The organism is Pseudomonas sp. R-28-1W-6, from assembly GCF_009799925.1.
In the GTDB taxonomy this organism is placed as follows: domain Bacteria; phylum Pseudomonadota; class Gammaproteobacteria; order Pseudomonadales; family Pseudomonadaceae; genus Aquipseudomonas.
In genome coordinates this window covers 146,756-166,045 of the sequence record NZ_WELK01000007.1, presented here as the reverse complement: position 1 = coordinate 166,045, position 19,290 = coordinate 146,756, and the positions used below count along the sequence as shown (strand labels likewise).

Below are 19,290 nucleotides of genomic sequence, written 5' to 3'. Positions count from 1 at the left end.
TCACCACCACCACCGAGACCCTGCTCTGGCAGATGAACGACCTGACCAGCGCCTATGAGCAGGTGATGCAGCAGGACTCCTGAGCCATACCCGGAGAAAAGGACTCGCCCAGACGATCCGTGCGCACGGCGCGCCCTAGGGCTGGCCGACGCCATAGGCATCGAGCAGGGCCTGCAGGCGGCCATTGGCCTTGTAGCGTCGCAGGCCCTGCTCGAAGAGCTCCACATAGCGCGCGCTGGAAGGCAGCGCCGGGGAAAAGGCCAGGTAGATCGGCATGTCCGGGCTGCGGCAGCCGGCCTCGCGCAGCGTGCCGCGCTTGCCCTGGCGGGCCAGCGCGGCCTGCATCACCCAGCTGTTTTCCAGCACCACGTCCAGGCGCGCGCGTTCGAGCTTGGCCAGGTTCAGCTCCATCGCCTTATCGCCCGCGGCAATCTGGATACGCTGGCTGTCGCGGCGATGGCTGGCGATATAGCCATTCAATTCATCGCCGTAGCTGTAGTCGTTGATCACCCCCAGGCGCTGCTGCGCCAGGGAGGCGAGCCCGCCGAAGCGCCAGGTGGAATCCGCGCGGGTAAAGAAACAGTTGCGCGACAGCGCCACCGGGGTGGCGGTGAAGAGGAAGTCCGGGGCATCCTCGACCCCGGCGCCGATGGCCGCATTCAGCTCGCCACGGCGCACCTCCTGCAGGACCCGCGCCCAGTTGAGCGCCCGGTAGTGCACGTCGATGCCGGCTTCGGCGAAGATCTCCTGCGCCAGCTCGACGAAGATCCCCGGCCGCGCCGAGCCCGGCTCGCAGTTGACCGGGCACCAGATGTCCGCCGCGATCACCAGGGTCTCGGCCCGCACGCCGCCGGCCAGGACGGCGAGCGCCAGCAGCAACCCTCTCGGAATCGACAGGCAAGTCAGCAACGGCATGCGGCCACTCATCAGTACAGCACAGGACTGCCGGCAGTTTTACCACCCTCAGCCTTCGCTGCGCACCCTTTTCACCGCATCCAGCCAGCCATGGTAGAGCTTGGCCCGGTGCTCGGCGGCCATGCGCGGCTCGAAGCGGCGCTGGCGGTGCCAGTGGCTGGCGATCTCCTCCAGGCTGCCATACAACCCGGCCTGCAGGCCGGCCAGGTAGGCCACGCCGAGCGCCGTGGTTTCGGTGACTTCCGGGCGCTCCACCGGCACGCCGAGGATATCGGCGAGGAACTGCATGACCCAGTTGTTGACCACCATGCCGCCGTCCACCCGCAACGCGCTGGGCTCGACCGTGCCGTCCTGGCGCATGGCTTCGAGCAGGTCGCGGGTCTGGTAGCACACCGACTGCAGGCCGGCGGTGACGATCTCCTTGATCCCGGTGTCGCGGGTCAGGCCGAAGATCGCCCCGCGCGCCTTGGGGTCCCAGTATGGCGCGCCGAGGCCGGTGAAGGCCGGCACCAGGTACACGCCGCAGGCATCGCCGGTCTGCTCGGCCAGCGCCTCGCTGTCGCGGGCATCGCTGATCAGCTTGATGCCGTCGCGCAGCCACTGCACCGCAGCGCCGGCAACGAAGATGCTGCCTTCCACGGCATAGCTGACCTGGCCATTCAGGCGGTAGGCAACGGTGGTCAGCAGGCGGCTGCGCGACACCAGCGGGTGCGGGCCGGTGTTCTGGATCATGAAGCAGCCGGTGCCGTAGGTGCTCTTGACCATGCCGGGCTGGAAGCAGGCCTGGCCGATCAGCGCCGCCTGCTGGTCGCCGGCCATGCCCAGCACCGCAATCGGCGCACCGAGCAGCTCGGGCGCGCAGGTGCCGAAGTCGGCGGCGCAATCCAGCACCTCCGGCAGCAGGCTGCGCGGGATGTCGAACAGGGCCAGCAGCCCCTCGTCCCACTGCTGGCTGTGGATATTGAACAGCAGGGTGCGCGAGGCGTTGCTGGCATCGGTCCGGTGCGAGCGGCCAGCGGTCAGGCGCCACAGCAGGAAGCAGTCCACCGTGCCGAAGCGCAGCTCGCCGCGTTCGGCCCGTTCGCGGGCGCCCGGCACGTTGTCGAGGATCCAGCGCAGCTTGGTCGCGGAGAAGTACGGGTCGATCAGCAGGCCGGTCTTGGCCGCCACCTGCGCCTCGTGCCCGGCATCCTTCAGCTCGGCGCAGTAGTCGGCGGTGCGCCGGTCCTGCCAGACGATGGCCGGATGGATCGGCGTGCCCGTGGCGGCGTCCCAGACGATGGTGGTCTCGCGCTGGTTGGTGATGCCGATGGCGCGGATGTCCTGGGCCTGCAGGCCCTCCTTGGCCAGGGCCTCGCGGCAGACCTTGAGGGTGGTCAGCCAGATCTCCTCGGCATCGTGCTCGACCCAGCCGTCCTTGGGGAAATACTGCTTGAACTCCTGCTGGGCGCGCGCCAGCGGCAGGCCCTGGGCACTGAAGACGATGGCGCGGGAACTGGTGGTGCCCTGGTCAATGGCCAGCAGGTAATGGGACATGCGTGGTTTCCTTGTTGTTATGGGTTGCTGCCGTGTGCGATGCACCTTGGCGCAGGGTGCGCCGTACGCACCGATGAACTATTGCCGGCCGATGGCAGCGAACTGCCCCCGGGTATGCTCGGCCAATACTGCGGCGCTCAGTTCCACTTCGAGCCCCCGGCGCCCGGCGCTGACATGGATGGTCGGATGCAGCCTGGCCGACTCGTCGATGAAGGTGCGCAAACGCTTCTTCTGCCCCAGCGGGCTGATCCCGCCGACCAGGTAGCCGGTGGCGCGCTGCGCGACCTGCGGGTCGGCCATGTCGGCCTTCTTCACCCCGGCGGCCTGGGCCAGGGCCTTGAGGTCGAGGCTGCCGGCCACCGGCACCACCGCCACCAGCAACTCGCCCTTCTCGCTGGCGGCGAGCAGGGTCTTGAATACGCGCGCCGGATCGAGGCCGAGCTTTTCCGCCGCCTCCAGGCCGTAGGACGGTGCCTTGGGGTCATGGGTGTAACTGTGCACCCGGTGCTCGGCCTTGGCCTTTTTCAACAGATCGATGGCTGGAGTCATGTTCGAATGTGAAAATAGAGTGACGATTTGCGCGTACCATAGCCGAAAAAACTGCCCGGAGCAGTTTTTAACGTCGCGACGCGACGGCCCGCAGGGTGGTCGCCATGGATGGCAGACCATAAAAGTTACCGACCGGCAGCTCCCCGTTATACTGCCCCGTCGCCCAGAAAGGATCGCCCATGAGCCTCCCTCCCCGCCAGCAAAGCATATTGGATCGCGCCCGCGAACGTGGCTACGTGAGTATCGACGAACTGGCCCAGGCCTTCGCCGTCACCCCGCAGACCATCCGCCGCGACATCAACCAGCTGGCCGAACAGGGCCTGCTGCGGCGCACCCACGGCGGCGCGGCGAGCGAGGCCTCGAGCATCCAGAACACCGCCTACGCCATGCGCGCCGGGCAGATGCGCGAGGAGAAGCAGCGCATCGCCGAAGCCATCGCCGCGCAGATTCCCGACCATGCCTCGCTGTTCATCAACATCGGCACCACCACCGAAGCCATCGCCCGCGCCCTGCTCGGCCACAAGCACCTCAAGGTGATCACCAACAACCTGCACGTCGCCGCCCAGCTCAGCGCCAAGGCCGACTTCGAGGTGCTGGTGGCAGGCGGCACGGTGCGCGCCGACGGCGGCGTGGTCGGCCAGAGTGCGGTGGATTTCATCCAGCAGTTCAGGGTCGACTTCGCCTTGGTCGGCATCAGCGGCATCGACGAGGACGGCAGCCTGCTCGACTTCGACTACCAGGAAGTGCGGGTGTCCCAGGCCATCATCGACAACGCGCGCCAGGTGCTGCTGGCTGCCGACTCCAGCAAGTTCGGGCGCAACGCCGTGGTGCGCCTGGGCTCGCTGGGCCTGGTCGACCAGGTGTTCACCGACGCCCCGCCGCCGGCCGCCATCGCCCGCCTGCTCGGCGAGCAGAAGATCCAGCTGCATATCGTCTGACCTTGGCACGCCGCCGCAGCGCATTCCTTCGCCAGCACCGGCCGCTGCCGACAGCCAGCAGGCCCCGACCACCCGGCACAAAGTCCGACCCAAGGCTGGCGTCGGCGACTGTCTTCGACTAGCATACTTTCGGAAACGAACATTTAATTGTTCACTTTAAAACTTTCCGGTGCCTTCGCCATGCCCAACAGCCAGACCCAGCCCATCGCCGAAATCTACGACCTGGCCGTGGTCGGCGGCGGCATCAACGGCACCGGCATCGCCGCCGACGCCGCCGGGCGCGGGCTGTCGGTATTCCTCTGCGAACGCGACGACCTGGCCAGCCACACCTCCTCGGCCAGCAGCAAACTGATCCACGGCGGCCTGCGCTACCTCGAACATTACGAGTTCCGCCTGGTGCGCGAGGCCCTGGCCGAGCGCGAAGTGCTGTTGGCCAAGGCGCCGCACATCGTCAAACCGCTGCGCTTCATCCTGCCGCACCGCCCGCACCTGCGCCCGGCCTGGATGATCCGCGCCGGCCTGTTCCTCTACGACCACCTGGGCAAGCGCGAGAAGCTGCCGGGCTCGCGCGGCGTGCGTTTCGGCGCAGGCAGCCCGCTCAAGGCAGAAATCGGCCGCGGCTTCGAATACTCCGACTGCTGGGTCGACGACGCCCGCCTGGTGGTGCTCAACGCCATGGCCGCGCGCGAGCACCAGGCGCATATCCACACCCGCACCCGCTGCGTCAGCGCCCGGCGCAGCAAGGGCCTGTGGCACCTGCACCTGGAACGCAGCGACGGCAGCCTGTTCTCCCTGCGCGCGCGCGCCCTGGTCAACGCCGCCGGCCCCTGGGTCGCGCGGTTCATCCAGGACGACCTCAAGCAGCAGTCGCCCTACAGCATCCGCCTGATCCAGGGCAGCCATATCGTCGTGCCGCGCCTGCATGACGGCGAACAGGCCTATATCCTGCAGAACGAAGACCAGCGCATCGTCTTCGTCATCCCCTGGCTGGAGCGCTTCAGCCTGATCGGCACCACCGACCGCGAATACCGGGGCGACCCGGCCCAGGTGCGGATCAGCGACGAGGAAACCGACTACCTGCTGCAGGTGGTCAACGCCCACTTCCGCAAGCAACTGCAACGCAGCGATATCCTGCACAGCTTCTCCGGCGTGCGCCCGCTGTGCGACGACGAGTCAGACCAACCCTCGGCCATCACCCGCGACTACACCCTGGCGCTGTCCGGCACGCCGGGCGAGGCGCCGCTGCTGTCGGTGTTCGGCGGCAAGCTGACCACCTACCGCAAGCTGGCCGAATCGGCCATGAGCCAGCTGGCGCCCTACTTCCCGCGCCTGCGCCCGGCCTGGACGGCAGGCGCGCCGCTGCCCGGCGGCGAGCACATGGACAGCCGCGAAGCCCTGGTGGAACAGCTCTGCGCCCGTTGCGGCTGGCTGCCGCCGGAGCTCGCCCGGCGCTGGGCCAGCACCTACGGCAGCCGCAGCTGGCGCATCGTCGAGGGAATCGAGCAGCAGAGCGAACTGGGCGAGCACTTCGGCGCCGGCCTGTATGCCCGCGAAGTGGACTACCTGCGCCGCGAGGAATGGGCGATGGATGCCGAGGACATCCTCTGGCGGCGGACCAAGCTGGGGTTGTTCATGACCCCGGGCCAGCAGGCCAAGCTGAAGAGCTACCTGAGCGACTCACAGAGCCTGCAGCCGGCCAGCGCCAAAGCGGTCTAGCCCCGGTAAGGCCTGTGTAGGGTGCGCCATGGGCACCCGCAAGCCTAGATTACCCCCGGTGTGCACGGCGCCCCTCCACGAGGGCCACCTCGCCGCAAGCAATAAGCCGCCGCAACCACGCCGGCACCGTGCTTACAGATGCGGCGCCGCCTGCCCCGTAGCACTCAGTTGCGCCCAGTGCTGACCATCCAGACGGTGGGCGCGCAGGTGCGGCAGCACCGCCGCCAGCAAGGGCTCCCTGAACGCCGACTGGAAACGATGGGCCAGGCCGGGAATCAGCTTCAGCTCGCTATCCTTTATATGTGCCGCCACATGCACACCGTGCATCACCGGCAGCAACGGGTCGGCCGTGCCGTGCACCACCAGGGTCGGCACGCGCAGGCGATTGAGCAGCTCGACCCGGCTCGGCTCGGCGAGGATCGCGAGGATCTGCCGCTGCACACCGGCCGGGTTGAAGGCGCGATCATAGGAACGCGCCGCCTCACGGCGCAGGCCCGCCAGGTTGGCATCGAGCCGCGGGCTGCCGAGGGCCGCGAGCAGGGCCGCCTGCTGGTTGATCGCCGCCTCGCGATCCGCCGCCTCGCGCTGGGCCAGCAGCTGCAGCAGCGCCGCCTGCGGTTCCGGCAGGCCCGGCGCGCCGGAGCTGGTCATCAGCAGGGTCAGGCTTTCCACCCGCTGCGGCGCCAGGTCAGCCATGTGCTGGGCGATCATCCCGCCCATGCTCGCACCGAGCAGATGGAAGCGCTGGATGCCCAGGGCATCCATCAGCCCCAGGCTGTCGCCGGCCATGTCACGCAGGCTGTAGGGTGCACTGACGCCCAGCCCCAGGCGATAGCTCAGCAGGCCGTAGGCCAGGTTGGCGCTCGGCGGCTCGCCCAGCCAGGTGGACAGGCCGACATCGCGATTGTCGAAACGGATCACCCGAAAGCCCTGGCCGCACAGGCGTTCCACCACCTCGTCCGGCCAGTGGATCAGCTGCCCGCCCAGCCCCATCAGCAGCAGCAGGGCCGGATCGCTGTCGCGGCCGATGCTCTGGTAGGCCAGGCGCACCTCGCCGACGCGGGCCATGGCGACCGGCGACCGCACATCGCAACGGGAAGCCGCCCACGACGGTGCAGCACACAGGAACAAGAGAACAAACAGCCAGACACGCATAGCCAACACCAACACGCAGAACCCCAGTGAAGCGCGAGTTTGCGGTCATCGTTCGAAGCGCGCTGCCACAGAACCGTGACAGTTTGATGAAGGGCGCCGAACGGTAGTGACTCGGCACCGGGAAACCTGTGACGCAGGACCGCGTAGGGTGCGCCGTGCGCACCAGGGCACTCTTACCGGGCCTGTCGGTGCGCATGGCGCACCCTACGAAAGCCGCGCTGGAGCCGGGGCGAGCGCTCAGGCCCGCTCGGCGCCGTCCTGCCGGCGCGGCCAGACCAGGCTGAACTGCGCGCCGCCGAGGGCCGCGCTGCGTCCGACATGGGCGCGGCCGGCGTGCCAGTAGATGATCCGGCGCACGATGGACAGGCCCAGGCCATGCCCGCCGGAGGCGCGGGTGCGGCTGTCGTCCAGACGCAGGAAGGGGGTGAAGATGCGCTCCCAGGCTTCCTCCGGCACGCCCGGGCCGTCGTCCTCGATATCCACCCGGCAGCGCCGGTGACCGATCCGGTAGGACAGGCGCACCCGCGACTCGGCATGGCGCATGGCGTTGCTCACCAGGTTCTGCAGGGCCCGGTGCAGGTAGCGCGGCTCGGCCTCGACCAGCGCACCGCCGTCATCCGGCGCGACCTGCGACGGCGCCAGTTCGACCCGTACCGTCGCGCGCAGCGGCGCCAGTTCGTCGATCACCTGTTCCAGCAGCGCCTGCAGGTCGACCTGCTGGTAGTGCAGCTCCGGCGAGCCCTGCTCCAGCCGGGCATAGACCAGCATCTCGTCGACCAGCTTGTCGAGTTCGAGGATGTCGCCGTCCATGCCGTCCATGTACTTGCGCCGGGCCTGGTCGGTCTGCGCATCGCCGATCATCTCCAGGCCGAAGCGCAGGCGCGCCACCGGCGTGCGCAGCTCGTGGGACACCGCCCGGACCATCTCGCGCTGGACGCTCAGCAGGCGCTGCAACTGCTCGGCCATGGTGTTGAAGGTGGCCGCCAGGCGCCCCACCGAGTCGGCGCTGCGGGTCGGCACGCGGGCATCCAGATGGCCGCTGGCGATCCGCGCCGCGGCGCTTTCCAGACCCAGCAGGCGGCGTTCCAGGCGGCGTACCAATAGATAGAGGATCAGCCCGGTCAGGCTCAGGCCGAGCACGCCGACCAGCACCAGCAGCTCGGTCGGGTAGGGATTCATCTGGTACAGCGGGCCGACTTCCAGCACCCAGGGCGTGCCGACCATGCCGGCGATCACCCGGATCGAGTCGCCGCCCTTGCCCAGCGCCAGCACCGTGTCGCCTTCGTCCACCCGACGCCGCTGGTCGGCATCGAGATCGACCTTTTCCAGGGTGACCAGGCGCAGGTCGAAGCCGAAGTTCTTCTCCGCCTTCAACGCGGCCAGGCGCCGCGGTTGCTCGACGATCGGGTAGCGCACCAGCTCGTCCATCAGCAGGTAGACGGTGGCCCGCGCCAGCTGCTCGCTGATCTGCTCCACCTCGGCGGTCAGCACCAGCTGCTCCTGCTCGCTGACCAGGCTGTAGACCCGTGCCGCGTGCGGGCCGGTCTGCTCCACCAGCACCTGGCCGCGCAGCAGCAGGCCACGCGAGCGGCCATCCAGCGGTTCGGCCTTGAGCGACTCCAGGGCCAGCGGCACGCCGAGCAGGCGGCTCCAGGTCGCCAGGGCGCGGCGCCGGTCGACCGATTCCATGCGCTGCAGGTTGTCGCCCATCAGGCGGAAGGTGCCGCGCGCCAGCTGCTCGCGGTACTGGTCGCTGCGCACCTCGTTGGTCAGCTGCAGCACGCCCACGCCGAGCAGCGCCACCAGCACCAGGGCGGCGATGATGCCGCCATAGATGCGCAGGAAGATCGAGTTCATCGCGCCGCTGCCCCGGCCCGCCGCGCGCCGCGCCTCAAGACAGGTCCTCGGCCGCTTCGGCGACGAACAGGTAGCCCTTGCTGCGCACGGTCTTGATCAGCCGCGGGTGCATCGGGTCGTCGCCGATCTTCGGGCGGATGCGCGAGATGCGCACATCGATGGAGCGGTCCTGGCCGTCGTACTCGATGCCGCGCAGGGCGGTGAAGATCTCCTCGCGGGAGAGGATGCGCCCGGCGTTTACCGCCAGCAGCCAGAGCAGGTCGAACTCGGCGCTGGTCAGCTCGATGCTCTGCTCGCGCAGCCAGGCCTCGCGCATCGCGCTGTCGATCACCAGCTGGCCGAACTGCAGGCGCCGCAGGCTTTCCGGAGCCGCCTCGGCATTGCCCTCGCTGCGCCGCAGCAGGGCACGGATGCGCGCCAGCAGCACGCGCGGACGCACCGGCTTGCATACGTAGTCGTCGGCGCCCATTTCCAGGCCGAGCACTTCATCCATGTCGTCGGTGCGCGCGGTGAGCATCAGGATCGGTCCGTCGTACTGGCCGCGCACCTTGCGGCAGATGGACAGGCCGTCCTCGCCGGGCAGCATCAGGTCGAGCACCACCAGGTCCGGTTGCTCCTTGAGGATGCGCGCCGCCGCCTTGCCGCCGTCGGACTCGATCGCCACCTTCAGGCCGTTGCTCTCCAGGTACTCCCGGGTCAACTCGGCCAGGCGCTGGTCGTCCTCGACAATCAGGATTTGCCAGGCTTCTTGCTCCACACATCCTCCCCAGAACCGCTCATCTGCCCATGTCAGGCCGGCATTGTAGCAACGCAACCCCGGCAGCGGCGCTATTGCGGGCATCCGGGCCCCGCGCCCGGCACCGTGGAAAAGGCCGGCGCCGCGCCTGCACGGAACAGGCCAACAGCGCCGAGAAAAACCCTACATCTTGTGTTTGTGTGATTGACTAAAAAGTCACGTTCAGGGACGGCAAAAAAGCGCCGTCCGCCACGACGAACGGTGTAGAGGGGAGAATCCCAGCAACTGCGGGGCTTGGCGAAACTTACCCCAAAGTAACCCACAGATTTATCCACAGGCAGGCCGATTTTCTCGGCTTGCCTTCGCCCAAGCACCGCACTATCTTGTATCCCCAGCGCGACAAACACCTACATGTTGGGTTTTCGCACAATGAACCACACAAGCACATTTGCCCTAAAACAGTCCACTCCCTGAACTGAAAAAGTGCGAATCCAGGCTTAGATGGGCGCTTGAGCTCCACCGATCCAGAGCAGGACCCTGTACCGCCAGTAGAGCGAGGGTGTCCTGATCCGCGCAGGCCGCCTCGGCTGGCCTGCCACAACATCTAGTGGTGCCGACCGTAACGTCGGCACAAGACTTGAAGAGCCAGGAAGGCGCTTGGTCGTACCTTCCCTGCCCAGTTTGCAAGTCCCGCGCGCCCGGCCTCACCGCCGTCCGCGTGGCGTTGTTGAAATGGAATGAACGGCGGTACGGCGCAGCGATCCACTGCTCAGCGCCCAACTAAAATTAAGAAAAACACGGAGACCTCCATGCAAACCGACACCTCTCGCGAGAACCCGCAGGCCGTCGCGCCGCAAGCCACAGATGCCACCCAGGATCTGGCTGCCACCGCGCCCGGCCAGCTGCGCGTGATCAAGCGTAACGGCACTGTCGTGCCGTATACCGATGACAAGATCACCGTCGCCATCACCAAGGCGTTCCTCGCTGTAGAGGGCGGCACCGCTGCCGCCTCGTCGCGTATCCATGAGACCGTCGCGCGCCTGACCGAGCAGGTCAGCGCCACCTTCAAGCGCCGCATGCCGTCCGGCGGCACCATCCACATCGAAGAGATCCAGGACCAGGTCGAACTGGCCCTGATGCGCGCCGGCGAGCAGAAGGTCGCCCGCGACTACGTGATCTATCGCGAATCCCAGGCCACCAAGCGCAAGAACGCCAGCGCCAGCGACGTCGCCGTGCCGCACCCGAGCATCCGCGTGACCCGCGCCGACGGCAGCGTGCAGCCGCTGGACATGGGCCGCCTGCAGACCATCATCCGCGAGGCCTGCGAAGGCCTGGCCGAAGTCGATGGCGAGCTGATCCAGAGCGAGACCCTGAAGAACCTGTACGACGGCGTGGCCGAGAAGGACGTCAACACCGCCCTGGTGATGACCGCCCGTACCCTGGTCGAGCGTGAGCCGAACTACTCCTACGTCACCGCCCGCCTGCTGATGGACACCCTGCGCGCCGAAGGCCTGGGCTTCCTGCAGGTGGCCGACAGCGCCACCCACCACGAGATGGCCGAGCTGTACGCCAAGGCCCTGCCGGCCTACATCGCCAAGGGTATCGAGTTCGAACTGCTGAACCCGGTGCTGGCCAGCTTCGACCTGGAAAAACTGGGCAAGGCGATCAACCACGAGCGCGACCAGCAGTTCACCTACCTGGGCCTGCAGACCCTGTACGACCGCTACTTCATCCACAAGGACGGCATCCGCTTCGAACTGCCGCAGGTGTTCTTCATGCGCGTGGCCATGGGCCTGGCCATCGAAGAGAAGCAGAAGGAAGAGCGCGCCATCGAGTTCTACAACCTGTTGTCGTCCTTCGACTACATGGCCTCGACGCCGACCCTGTTCAACGCCGGCACCCTGCGTCCGCAGCTCTCCAGCTGCTACCTGACCACCGTGCCGGATGACCTGTCGGGCATCTACAACGCCATCCACGACAACGCCATGCTGTCGAAATTCGCCGGCGGCCTGGGCAACGACTGGACTCCGGTGCGCGCACTGGGCGCCTACATCAAGGGCACCAACGGCAAGTCGCAAGGCGTGGTGCCGTTCCTCAAGGTGGTCAACGACACCGCCGTAGCGGTCAACCAGGGCGGCAAGCGCAAGGGCGCCGTGTGTGCCTACCTGGAAACCTGGCACATGGACATCGAAGAGTTCATCGAGCTGCGCAAGAACACCGGTGACGACCGCCGCCGCACCCACGACATGAACACCGCCAACTGGATTCCGGACCTGTTCATGAAGCGCGTGTTCGACGACGGCCAGTGGACCCTGTTCAGCCCGTCCGAAGTGCCGGACCTGCACGACCTCACCGGCAAGGCCTTCGAAGAGCGCTACGAGTACTACGAAGCCATGGCCGGCTACGGCAAGATCAAGCTGCACAAGACCATCGCCGCCAAGGACCTGTGGCGCAAGATGCTGTCCATGCTGTTCGAAACCGGCCACCCATGGCTGACCTTCAAGGACCCGTGCAACCTGCGCAGCCCGCAGCAGCACGTGGGCGTGGTGCACAGCTCCAACCTGTGCACCGAGATCACCCTGAACACCAACGCCGACGAAATCGCCGTGTGCAACCTGGGCTCGGTCAACCTGCCGAACCACATCGTCGACGGCAAGCTGGACAGCGCCAAGCTGCAACGCACCGTCAACACCGCCGTACGCATGCTCGATAACGTCATCGACATCAACTACTACAGCGTGCCGCAGGCGAAGAACTCCAACTTCAAGCACCGTCCGGTCGGCCTGGGCATCATGGGCTTCCAGGACGCGCTGTACCTGCAGCACATCCCGTACGGCTCCGATGCCGCCGTCGACTTCGCCGACAAGTCCATGGAAGCCATCAGCTACTACGCCATCCAGGCCTCCTGTGACCTGGCAGACGAGCGCGGCGCCTACGAGACCTTCCAGGGTTCGCTGTGGAGCAAGGGCATCCTGCCGCTGGATTCGCAGCAGATCCTGATCGAAGCGCGTGGCCAGAAGTACATCGACGTGGACCTGTCCGAGTCCCTGGACTGGGCCCCGGTGCGTGCCCGCGTGCAGAAAGGCATCCGCAACTCGAACATCATGGCCATCGCTCCGACCGCCACCATCGCCAACATCACCGGCGTGTCGCAGTCGATCGAACCGACCTACCAGAACCTGTACGTGAAATCGAACCTGTCCGGCGAATTCACCGTGATCAACCCCTACCTGGTGCGCGACCTCAAGGCCCGCGGCCTGTGGGACCCGGTCATGGTCAACGACCTGAAGTACTACGACGGCTCCGTGCAGCAGATCGAGCGCATCCCGCAGGACCTCAAGGACCTGTACGCCACCGCCTTCGAAGTGGAAACCAAGTGGATCGTCGACGCCGCCAGCCGTCGCCAGAAGTGGATCGACCAGGCCCAGTCGCTGAACCTGTACATCGCCGGCGCCTCGGGCAAGAAGCTCGACGTGACCTACCGCATGGCCTGGTACCGTGGCCTGAAAACCACCTACTACCTCCGTGCCCTGGCCGCGACCAGCACCGAGAAGTCGACCATCAACACCGGCAAGCTCAACGCGGTGTCCAGCGGTAGCGACGACGGCTTCTCCGCCGCCCCGGCCGGTCCGGCGCCAGTGCCGAAGGCCTGCGCCATCGACCAACCCGACTGCGAAGCGTGCCAGTAACGCGGCCTTCAGAGCGGACTTCGCGTCGTTGCCCGGTAGGCCGGCCCCCATCACGTACGGACGTACGCTCAGGGGCTCCGACCTACCAGGCGCCTAGCGCTGCCTCGCTCTGAAAACCGCGGGCACCGAGTTGCCAGGAGAGGGCCAGCCAAAGGCCCTCCTCCCCCACGCCAGCCCACCGGCGCGGGCACCGTCCAGACGGGCGGTACAGTTTTAGCCTTGCGTGCATACCGCAACGGAACATACTCAGAATTACTGGATATTCATACAGGCCGCAAACCGGCCCGATGACCAAGCAGGAGACCACCATGCTCAGCTGGGACGAATTCGATAAGGAAGACGGCAGCGATGCCGTCGCCGCCAAACCCGCCGCTGCCGTAGTCGGCGCCGCGCTGGACAAGCTCGACAACGAAGCCGCCGGCTCCGTGGAAGAAGCCCGCGCCGTATCGGCCGACGACTCCGCCGCCGTGGCCCGCGCCAAGGCCTCGCTGAACGAGCTGGACATCCAGGAAGGCCTCGACGAACTGGAAGGCACCAGCGCCCGCGTGCACGTCGGCGACAAGCAGATGATCAACGCCCGCGCCGACCTCAACCAGCTCGTACCCTTCAAGTACGACTGGGCCTGGCAGAAGTATCTGGATGGTTGCGCCAACCACTGGATGCCGCAGGAAGTGAACATGAACGCCGACATTGCCCTGTGGAAGAGCAAGGACGGCCTGTCCGAAGACGAGCGCCGCATCGTCATGCGCAACCTCGGCTTCTTCTCCACCGCCGACAGCCTGGTCGCCAACAACCTGGTGCTGGCCGTGTACCGCCTGATCACCAACCCGGAGTGCCGCCAGTACATCCTGCGCCAGGCCTTCGAGGAAGCGATCCACACCCACGCCTACCAGTACTGCATCGAGTCGCTGGGCATGGATGAAGGCGAGATCTTCAACATGTACCACGAGATCCCGAGCGTGGCGAAGAAGGCCTCCTGGGGCCTGAAGTACACCCGCTCGATCTCCGACCCGACCTTCCAGACCGGCACCCCGGAAACCGACCGCCAGTTCCTGCGCAACCTGATCGCCTACTACTGCGTACTGGAAGGCATTTTCTTCTACTGCGGCTTCACCCAGATCCTCTCCATGGGCCGCCGCAACAAGATGACCGGCACCGCCGAGCAGTTCCAGTACATCCTGCGCGACGAATCCATGCACCTGAACTTCGGCATCGACGTGATCAACCAGATCAAGATCGAGAACCCGCACCTGTGGGACGCCGCGATGAAGGACGAAGCGACCCAGATGATCCTCCAGGGCACCCAGCTGGAAATCGAATACGCGCGCGACACCATGCCGCGCGGCGTACTAGGCATGAACGCGGCGATGATGGAGGACTACCTCAAGTTCATCGCCAACCGCCGCCTGACCCAGATCGGCCTGAAGGAAGAGTACCCGGGCACCAGCAACCCGTTCCCGTGGATGTCGGAGATCATGGACCTGAAGAAGGAGAAGAACTTCTTCGAGACGCGGGTTATTGAGTATCAGACTGGTGGGGCGCTGAGCTGGGATTGATTTATAACTGCCACTAGCAAACTCATATAAAGCTGTGCCTTACATGGACGTTGGGGTGGCTAAATAAACTAAAAGCCCCGCTATATGCGGGGCTTTTTAATAGCAAGGAAAACATATGCACGAAGCTCTAAGCGACCTCTGCGACTCCCTTGAAGATCTTGCCGACACTCTTTTAAATGCCTGGGGTGAAAACAGAACACTTAAAGATGTGCATGGCTGGCATCACCCACCATTAACCAGGCAAGACATCGCAGAAATCCCAATATCCCTTATTAATAAGCTTGAAAAGTTTGACATCGACGACATAGACAAAGTAATAGAAGATAAAATCAAGCTTTTTCCAGCCAAAGTAGAACAACTTAAACGAGACACCATAACCTACATATTTAACGGAAATGCTCATCAAGCGCTTCCTGCCTACATGGCGACAATGAACTGGATCAACTTAATCCTCGAACCTCTGTTTTCATGGGAAAACCTGAAAGACACAAAAGCCATGCCACACCAGATGGCAAAACGGCTTCGCACAATCAAAGCAGAAATTGATCAACTAACCCCAAACAAAGAAGAAATCACCAATCAGATTCGATTAATCCAAGACGCCACTGAGGCTGCAGAATCGCTACCCACCGATTTGCAAGCGCTAATAGATGCGCGAGCTAAAATTGAAAGACTCTCAGATGACTCAGTCAAATTTCACAGCGCAATAGAGCAGCGCAACAACTCTACAAACGCTTACGAGCAAGTAATTACCAGCCGAGCTGATGCAGCTGAGAAGCTTGTTATGCAGTGCGAAGAGGCATATAGAATTACAACAACAAAAGGTTTAGCTGCAGGCTTTGATCAACGAGCGGGAAAACTCGGAGCATCAATGTGGGTATGGGTCGTCGGCCTAGTATTATCCCTAGGGATAGGTGCTATCTTGGGATCAAAAAGAATATCAAGCCTCACAGAATCTCTTTCTATTCCAGACCCGCGCTGGGAAATAATTCTTGCACAGTTGATTCTGTCGGCACTCAGCGTGGGAGCCCCACTATGGTTCGCATGGGTTTCAACAAAACAAATCAGTCAAAGATTCCGACTAGCAGAAGACTATGCTTTCAAAGCATCGGTTGCCAAAGCATACGAAGGTTATAGAAAAGAAGCCGCTAGAATTGACGAGGCGTTTGAAGCTCGACTCTTTAGTTCCGCTCTGACTCGACTAGAAGAAGCACCGCTAAGGCTCGTCGAAACAGACCACCACAACAGTCCTTGGAGTGAGTTATTTAGCTCGCCTCACTTCCAAAAGGCGCTAGACACAATCCCCGAACTCAAAGATAAATTTATCGAAATCTCAAAGTCCGGATTTGAATCGCTTATGCAAGACCGACGACATCCAAAATCAAAAGATCAATCCTCTACACAAGCTGGCGAATAGTAGGGAAAAGGGGACAGATTTATTTTCTGAGCCACTGCACTGAACCAGTCCTCCCTTTTCGCCCTTACGGCGAGTCACTTTCTCTTTGCTCGCGCGAAAGAGAAAGTAACCAAAGAGAAAACGCGCCCGACATCCGGGTCTGGCTACGCCAGACTCCCCTCGCTCCGGCGCTGTTCCGAGGGTCGTCACGAAGGGCCATCCCTGGCCCATCGTTCCTCATTTGGCATCCATGCCAAATGCCCCTCTCCACAGCACCTCCGCTCGGCCTCCTGACGGGGTTCGGGCCCCGAGTTGCTTGAGAGTTCGCGATGGTTGGGTGGTCGCCGTAGGGTGCGCCGTGCGCACCACGAACCCCGCAACAATGCCCCTGGTGCGCTCAGCGCACCCTACGGAAGAGCAAAAGCTTCGCGGCTAAAGCCGCTATTGATCGTTCCCACGCTCTGCGTGGGAACGATCATCAGAATGGATGCAGCTCTATCTCTGCTAGACGTAGGGTTGGCCTTTGAATCCTCTTGGCAGGCGCTGCAGCCCCGGCATGTCGGTGAGCCTCTGCAACCAGGCGCCGCGCCACTTGCAGGCTTCGTGAGAGGCCTTGACGGCTTGCCGCGCGGCTCTGCGCGCCGCGTTGCGGCCGACTCTACGAGCCTCCTGGAAGGCTTCGGTGCCACGGCAGTTGCGACATTTCACCCGCGCCACTTCCGTGGTCGAGGTCAATGTGTCGCCGTGGCGGCCGCAGGCCAGATGCCCGTCGGCCATGAAGTGGGTAACGTGAGTAGCCATCTATGAATCTCCTGCGCTGTGAGTGCGGTACAGGGCAAACGCTAGGGCCGGGAATACTCGCGAGAAGCAGCCTCAGCGGCTGGGTCATTTCTGTACGCCGAGCCCATGACGGGCCACCCGTGACGAGCCACCGAGCAGCCGCCCGGCCGGCATCGAGCAGCATCCGCTGCCCGCGCGAGGCCATCCGGCGACTCAAGGTGCTGTGCGCATCAGCTTCGGCGCCCTTGAAGGAACTGGACCAGAAACACCACGATCGCCACGACCAGGAGGATGTGGATGAGCCCACCCAGGGTGTAGGACGAAACCAGTCCCAGCGCCCACAGAACTAACAAGATAATCGCGATCGTCATGAGCATGTCGGTATCTCCAATCGGTGTCCGGCTCGCATCTGCCTGTAGCCAGATTGTGCGCAGCAGTGGCCCCTGGTCTGTTCGGTAGCGAACACCCGCTGACCGCTGCCGCGCTGCAAGTAGCCGGATATCCACGCTGGCGAACGCCCCGCGGTTTCCCACCCTACGCCGCTGCGCGGGGCAGACCGGCTTGATCGGGGGCGCCCGCTGGGCTGCGTGACGCGGAGCGCCACTGGCTGCATTGCCACTCGAGCGTGGGCAACGATCATCCGCGCGGGCGTTACAATGCCGCCCTTACCGATGCCCGGAGCCAGACTTTCGATGTTCACCCTTGTACAGCTGGACAACCCGCCACCCGAATCGCTGAAAAGCCAGGTGTTGCAGATGGTGGTGGACTACTTCAGCGACATCAGCCCTGTGTCGCTGACGCCCAGCAATCCGCTCTACCAGCTGTACCAGTACGTGATCGGCTACGAGGTGCACCTGTATCTGCAGGCCATGGACGCGAGCCTGGATACCCGCGCGCGGCTGATCCTGGCCCTGGCTGACCAGGACCCTTCCCAGGTGCTCGGCTTCGCCCTCTACCTGCCGGTCAAGGACGCCCCCGAGGCCTGCACCCTGGCCTACATGGCCGTGCAGGCCGGCCAGCGCCGCCACGGCATTGCCCGCGCCATGCTGCAGCAGATGACCACCCGTCACCCCCACGCCGAACTGGCCTGCGTGGCAAGCAAGGTGCCGGTCTTCGAGGCCATGGGCTTTCAGGTACTGGCGGCGCGCGGCACGCAGGTGCTGATGAACACCCGGGACCACGGCTCGAACGGCATGGTCGCGGTCCAGGACCTGGGGCCCATCTTCCAGTCCAAGGAAGTCCGGCAGATCCACGCCTATCTGCTCAAGCAGCACGGCAACAAGGCCATGAGCGAGGCGGAGAAGAAGCGCGACCGCCTGCTCGACCAGATGGCCCGTCAGGCCCAGGCGCTGGTGGACGAGCGCCGCGCATAAAGTGTGATTGCTGCCACGCGTCCTCCGCACGGGAACGATCACACTGCTTCAACCTACCCGACCCAATCCAGATCCCCAAAGGACCATCATGACGAAAAGGATTTCGCTACTGGCCGCGCTCCTGCTGCTGACCGCAGGCTGTGAAACCTCGGAGAAAACGCTCATCGAGACGCAGCTGATGAAAGCCGTAATGAAGGCGGAGCGCATGGCTGTCGAAGACTCGGAGCTGATAAGCGGCGACTGCCGGGAAGAGCCGACGACCTGGCGCGCCCCCATCAGCTCGCTGACTCAGGACATCCGCGTGCAACGCTGCGATATCGTCTACTACTACCTGGCCAAGTATGCCGCGGTAGAAGGCGACATCGCGCCCATCGCCTTCGTCCCCAGCAACACCTTCATCGGCACGGAAAACCTCACCACCGGCGAGAAGATCTACGCCGATTAGACAAACCATAGCTCCCACGTTCCGCGTGGGAGCTATCGGATACCCCAGCCCGGCCCGATGCGAGCGCGGAGTCATTCCGTCCTGGACACGCCACCCAATCAACCGCCCATGCGATCAACGGTGGCGCGCGGCGCCGCCCCGGCCATGCTCGACTGCTAAGCTGTGGCGGGGGGGTGTTGAACTATCCAGAGTTCTTTACGGAGTTCTTGCCATGCCTAAATACGTGATCGAACGTGACATCCCCGGCGCAGGAAAACTCAGTGCCGCCGAACTGCACGCCATCTCCCAGAAGTCCTGCTCGGTGTTGAGCACGATGGCGCCGAAGGTGCAGTGGCAGCACAGCTATGTCACGGACGACAAGGTGTACTGCGTGTACATCGCCGACAATGAACAGCTGGTGCGCGAGCACGCCGAGCGCGGCGGTTTCCCGGCAGACCGGATCTCGCAGGTCAAAGCCACCATAGACCCGACCACCGCCGAGTAACGCGAGAGGCGAACCGGTGCCTCCATTCACTGGTCCTTCCCACGCGCCGCGTGGGAATGCCGCCTTCGACGGCCCAGCGTCTCCCCCCGCATAAGCGCGCCCTACCCGCGCATGTTGCTGATGGCGCTTGCCTGCTAGGGCCGCGTCGACACAGAACCCGCACCC

16 protein-coding genes are annotated in these 19,290 nt (G+C 64.5%); 8 read left to right on the top strand and 8 right to left on the bottom strand.

Going from position 1 to position 19,290, the window contains the following annotated elements; translation table 11 throughout:
* Positions 1-135: 135 nt before the first annotated feature.
* From F3I62_RS14545 to ybaK, 3 genes are all read right to left on the bottom strand, one after another.
* Positions 136-915 (bottom strand): ABC transporter substrate-binding protein, encoded by a 780-nt coding sequence (locus F3I62_RS14545; RefSeq protein WP_160490353.1) that lies wholly within the window; start codon positions 913-915, stop codon positions 136-138.
* A gap of 48 nt (positions 916-963) precedes the next feature.
* On the bottom strand, positions 964-2,451 hold the full coding sequence (glpK, locus tag F3I62_RS14540; protein ID WP_160490352.1) for a glycerol kinase GlpK: 1,488 nt from the start codon (positions 2,449-2,451) through the stop codon (positions 964-966).
* Between the two features lie 78 nt (positions 2,452-2,529).
* On the bottom strand, positions 2,530-3,000 hold the full coding sequence (ybaK, locus tag F3I62_RS14535) for a Cys-tRNA(Pro) deacylase (protein ID WP_160490351.1): 471 nt from the start codon (positions 2,998-3,000) through the stop codon (positions 2,530-2,532).
* A 179-nt stretch (positions 3,001-3,179) separates the two neighbouring features.
* On the opposite strand from ybaK, the gene F3I62_RS14530 reads away from it, so the two are divergent.
* Positions 3,180-3,938, top strand: a complete 759-nt coding sequence (locus tag F3I62_RS14530) for a DeoR/GlpR family DNA-binding transcription regulator (protein ID WP_160490350.1) — start codon at positions 3,180-3,182, stop codon at positions 3,936-3,938.
* Between the two features lie 180 nt (positions 3,939-4,118).
* Positions 4,119-5,654, top strand: a complete 1,536-nt coding sequence (gene glpD, locus F3I62_RS14525) for a glycerol-3-phosphate dehydrogenase (RefSeq protein ID WP_160490363.1) — start codon at positions 4,119-4,121, stop codon at positions 5,652-5,654.
* Between the two features lie 132 nt (positions 5,655-5,786).
* Here the strand turns inward: glpD and F3I62_RS14520 are convergent, their stop codons facing one another.
* From F3I62_RS14520 to F3I62_RS14510, 3 genes are all read right to left on the bottom strand, one after another.
* On the bottom strand, positions 5,787-6,809 hold the full coding sequence (locus F3I62_RS14520) for an alpha/beta fold hydrolase (protein ID WP_160490349.1): 1,023 nt from the start codon (positions 6,807-6,809) through the stop codon (positions 5,787-5,789).
* 237 nt (positions 6,810-7,046) lie between these two features.
* A complete protein-coding gene (locus F3I62_RS14515; RefSeq protein ID WP_160490348.1) occupies positions 7,047-8,666 on the bottom strand; it encodes an ATP-binding protein in 1,620 nt (539 codons plus the stop codon).
* Between the two features lie 34 nt (positions 8,667-8,700).
* Entirely contained in the window at positions 8,701-9,423 is a 723-nt protein-coding gene (locus F3I62_RS14510; RefSeq protein WP_160490347.1) for a response regulator, read from the bottom strand.
* 788 nt (positions 9,424-10,211) lie between these two features.
* Between F3I62_RS14510 and F3I62_RS14505 the strand changes: the two genes are divergently transcribed.
* From F3I62_RS14505 to F3I62_RS14495, 3 genes are all read left to right on the top strand, one after another.
* Positions 10,212-13,091 (top strand): ribonucleoside-diphosphate reductase subunit alpha, encoded by a 2,880-nt coding sequence (locus F3I62_RS14505; RefSeq protein ID WP_160490346.1) that lies wholly within the window; start codon positions 10,212-10,214, stop codon positions 13,089-13,091.
* A gap of 308 nt (positions 13,092-13,399) precedes the next feature.
* The gene (locus F3I62_RS14500) at positions 13,400-14,647 is read left to right on the top strand and encodes a ribonucleotide-diphosphate reductase subunit beta (RefSeq protein ID WP_160490345.1); all 1,248 of its coding nucleotides are present in this window, start codon (positions 13,400-13,402) and stop codon (positions 14,645-14,647) included.
* Positions 14,648-14,762: 115 nt separating this feature from the next.
* Entirely contained in the window at positions 14,763-16,064 is a 1,302-nt protein-coding gene (locus F3I62_RS14495) for a hypothetical protein (RefSeq protein WP_160490344.1), read from the top strand.
* A gap of 483 nt (positions 16,065-16,547) precedes the next feature.
* Here F3I62_RS14495 and F3I62_RS14490 read toward each other — a convergent pair whose 3' ends face one another.
* Positions 16,548-16,844: a hypothetical protein gene (locus F3I62_RS14490; RefSeq protein WP_160490343.1), complete on the bottom strand. Its 297-nt coding sequence runs from the start codon at positions 16,842-16,844 to the stop codon at positions 16,548-16,550.
* 209 nt (positions 16,845-17,053) lie between these two features.
* Positions 17,054-17,200 (bottom strand): lmo0937 family membrane protein, encoded by a 147-nt coding sequence (locus F3I62_RS14485; protein ID WP_160490342.1) that lies wholly within the window; start codon positions 17,198-17,200, stop codon positions 17,054-17,056.
* Between the two features lie 315 nt (positions 17,201-17,515).
* Between F3I62_RS14485 and F3I62_RS14480 the strand changes: the two genes are divergently transcribed.
* The 3 genes from F3I62_RS14480 to F3I62_RS14470 all read left to right on the top strand — a co-directional run bounded on the left by F3I62_RS14480 (position 17,516) and on the right by F3I62_RS14470 (position 19,125).
* The gene (locus F3I62_RS14480; protein ID WP_160490341.1) at positions 17,516-18,196 is read left to right on the top strand and encodes a GNAT family N-acetyltransferase; all 681 of its coding nucleotides are present in this window, start codon (positions 17,516-17,518) and stop codon (positions 18,194-18,196) included.
* 178 nt (positions 18,197-18,374) lie between these two features.
* On the top strand, positions 18,375-18,641 hold the full coding sequence (locus F3I62_RS14475; protein WP_160490340.1) for a hypothetical protein: 267 nt from the start codon (positions 18,375-18,377) through the stop codon (positions 18,639-18,641).
* 211 nt (positions 18,642-18,852) lie between these two features.
* The gene (locus F3I62_RS14470; protein WP_160490339.1) at positions 18,853-19,125 is read left to right on the top strand and encodes a DUF4242 domain-containing protein; all 273 of its coding nucleotides are present in this window, start codon (positions 18,853-18,855) and stop codon (positions 19,123-19,125) included.
* The last annotated feature ends 165 nt before the right edge of the window (positions 19,126-19,290 follow it).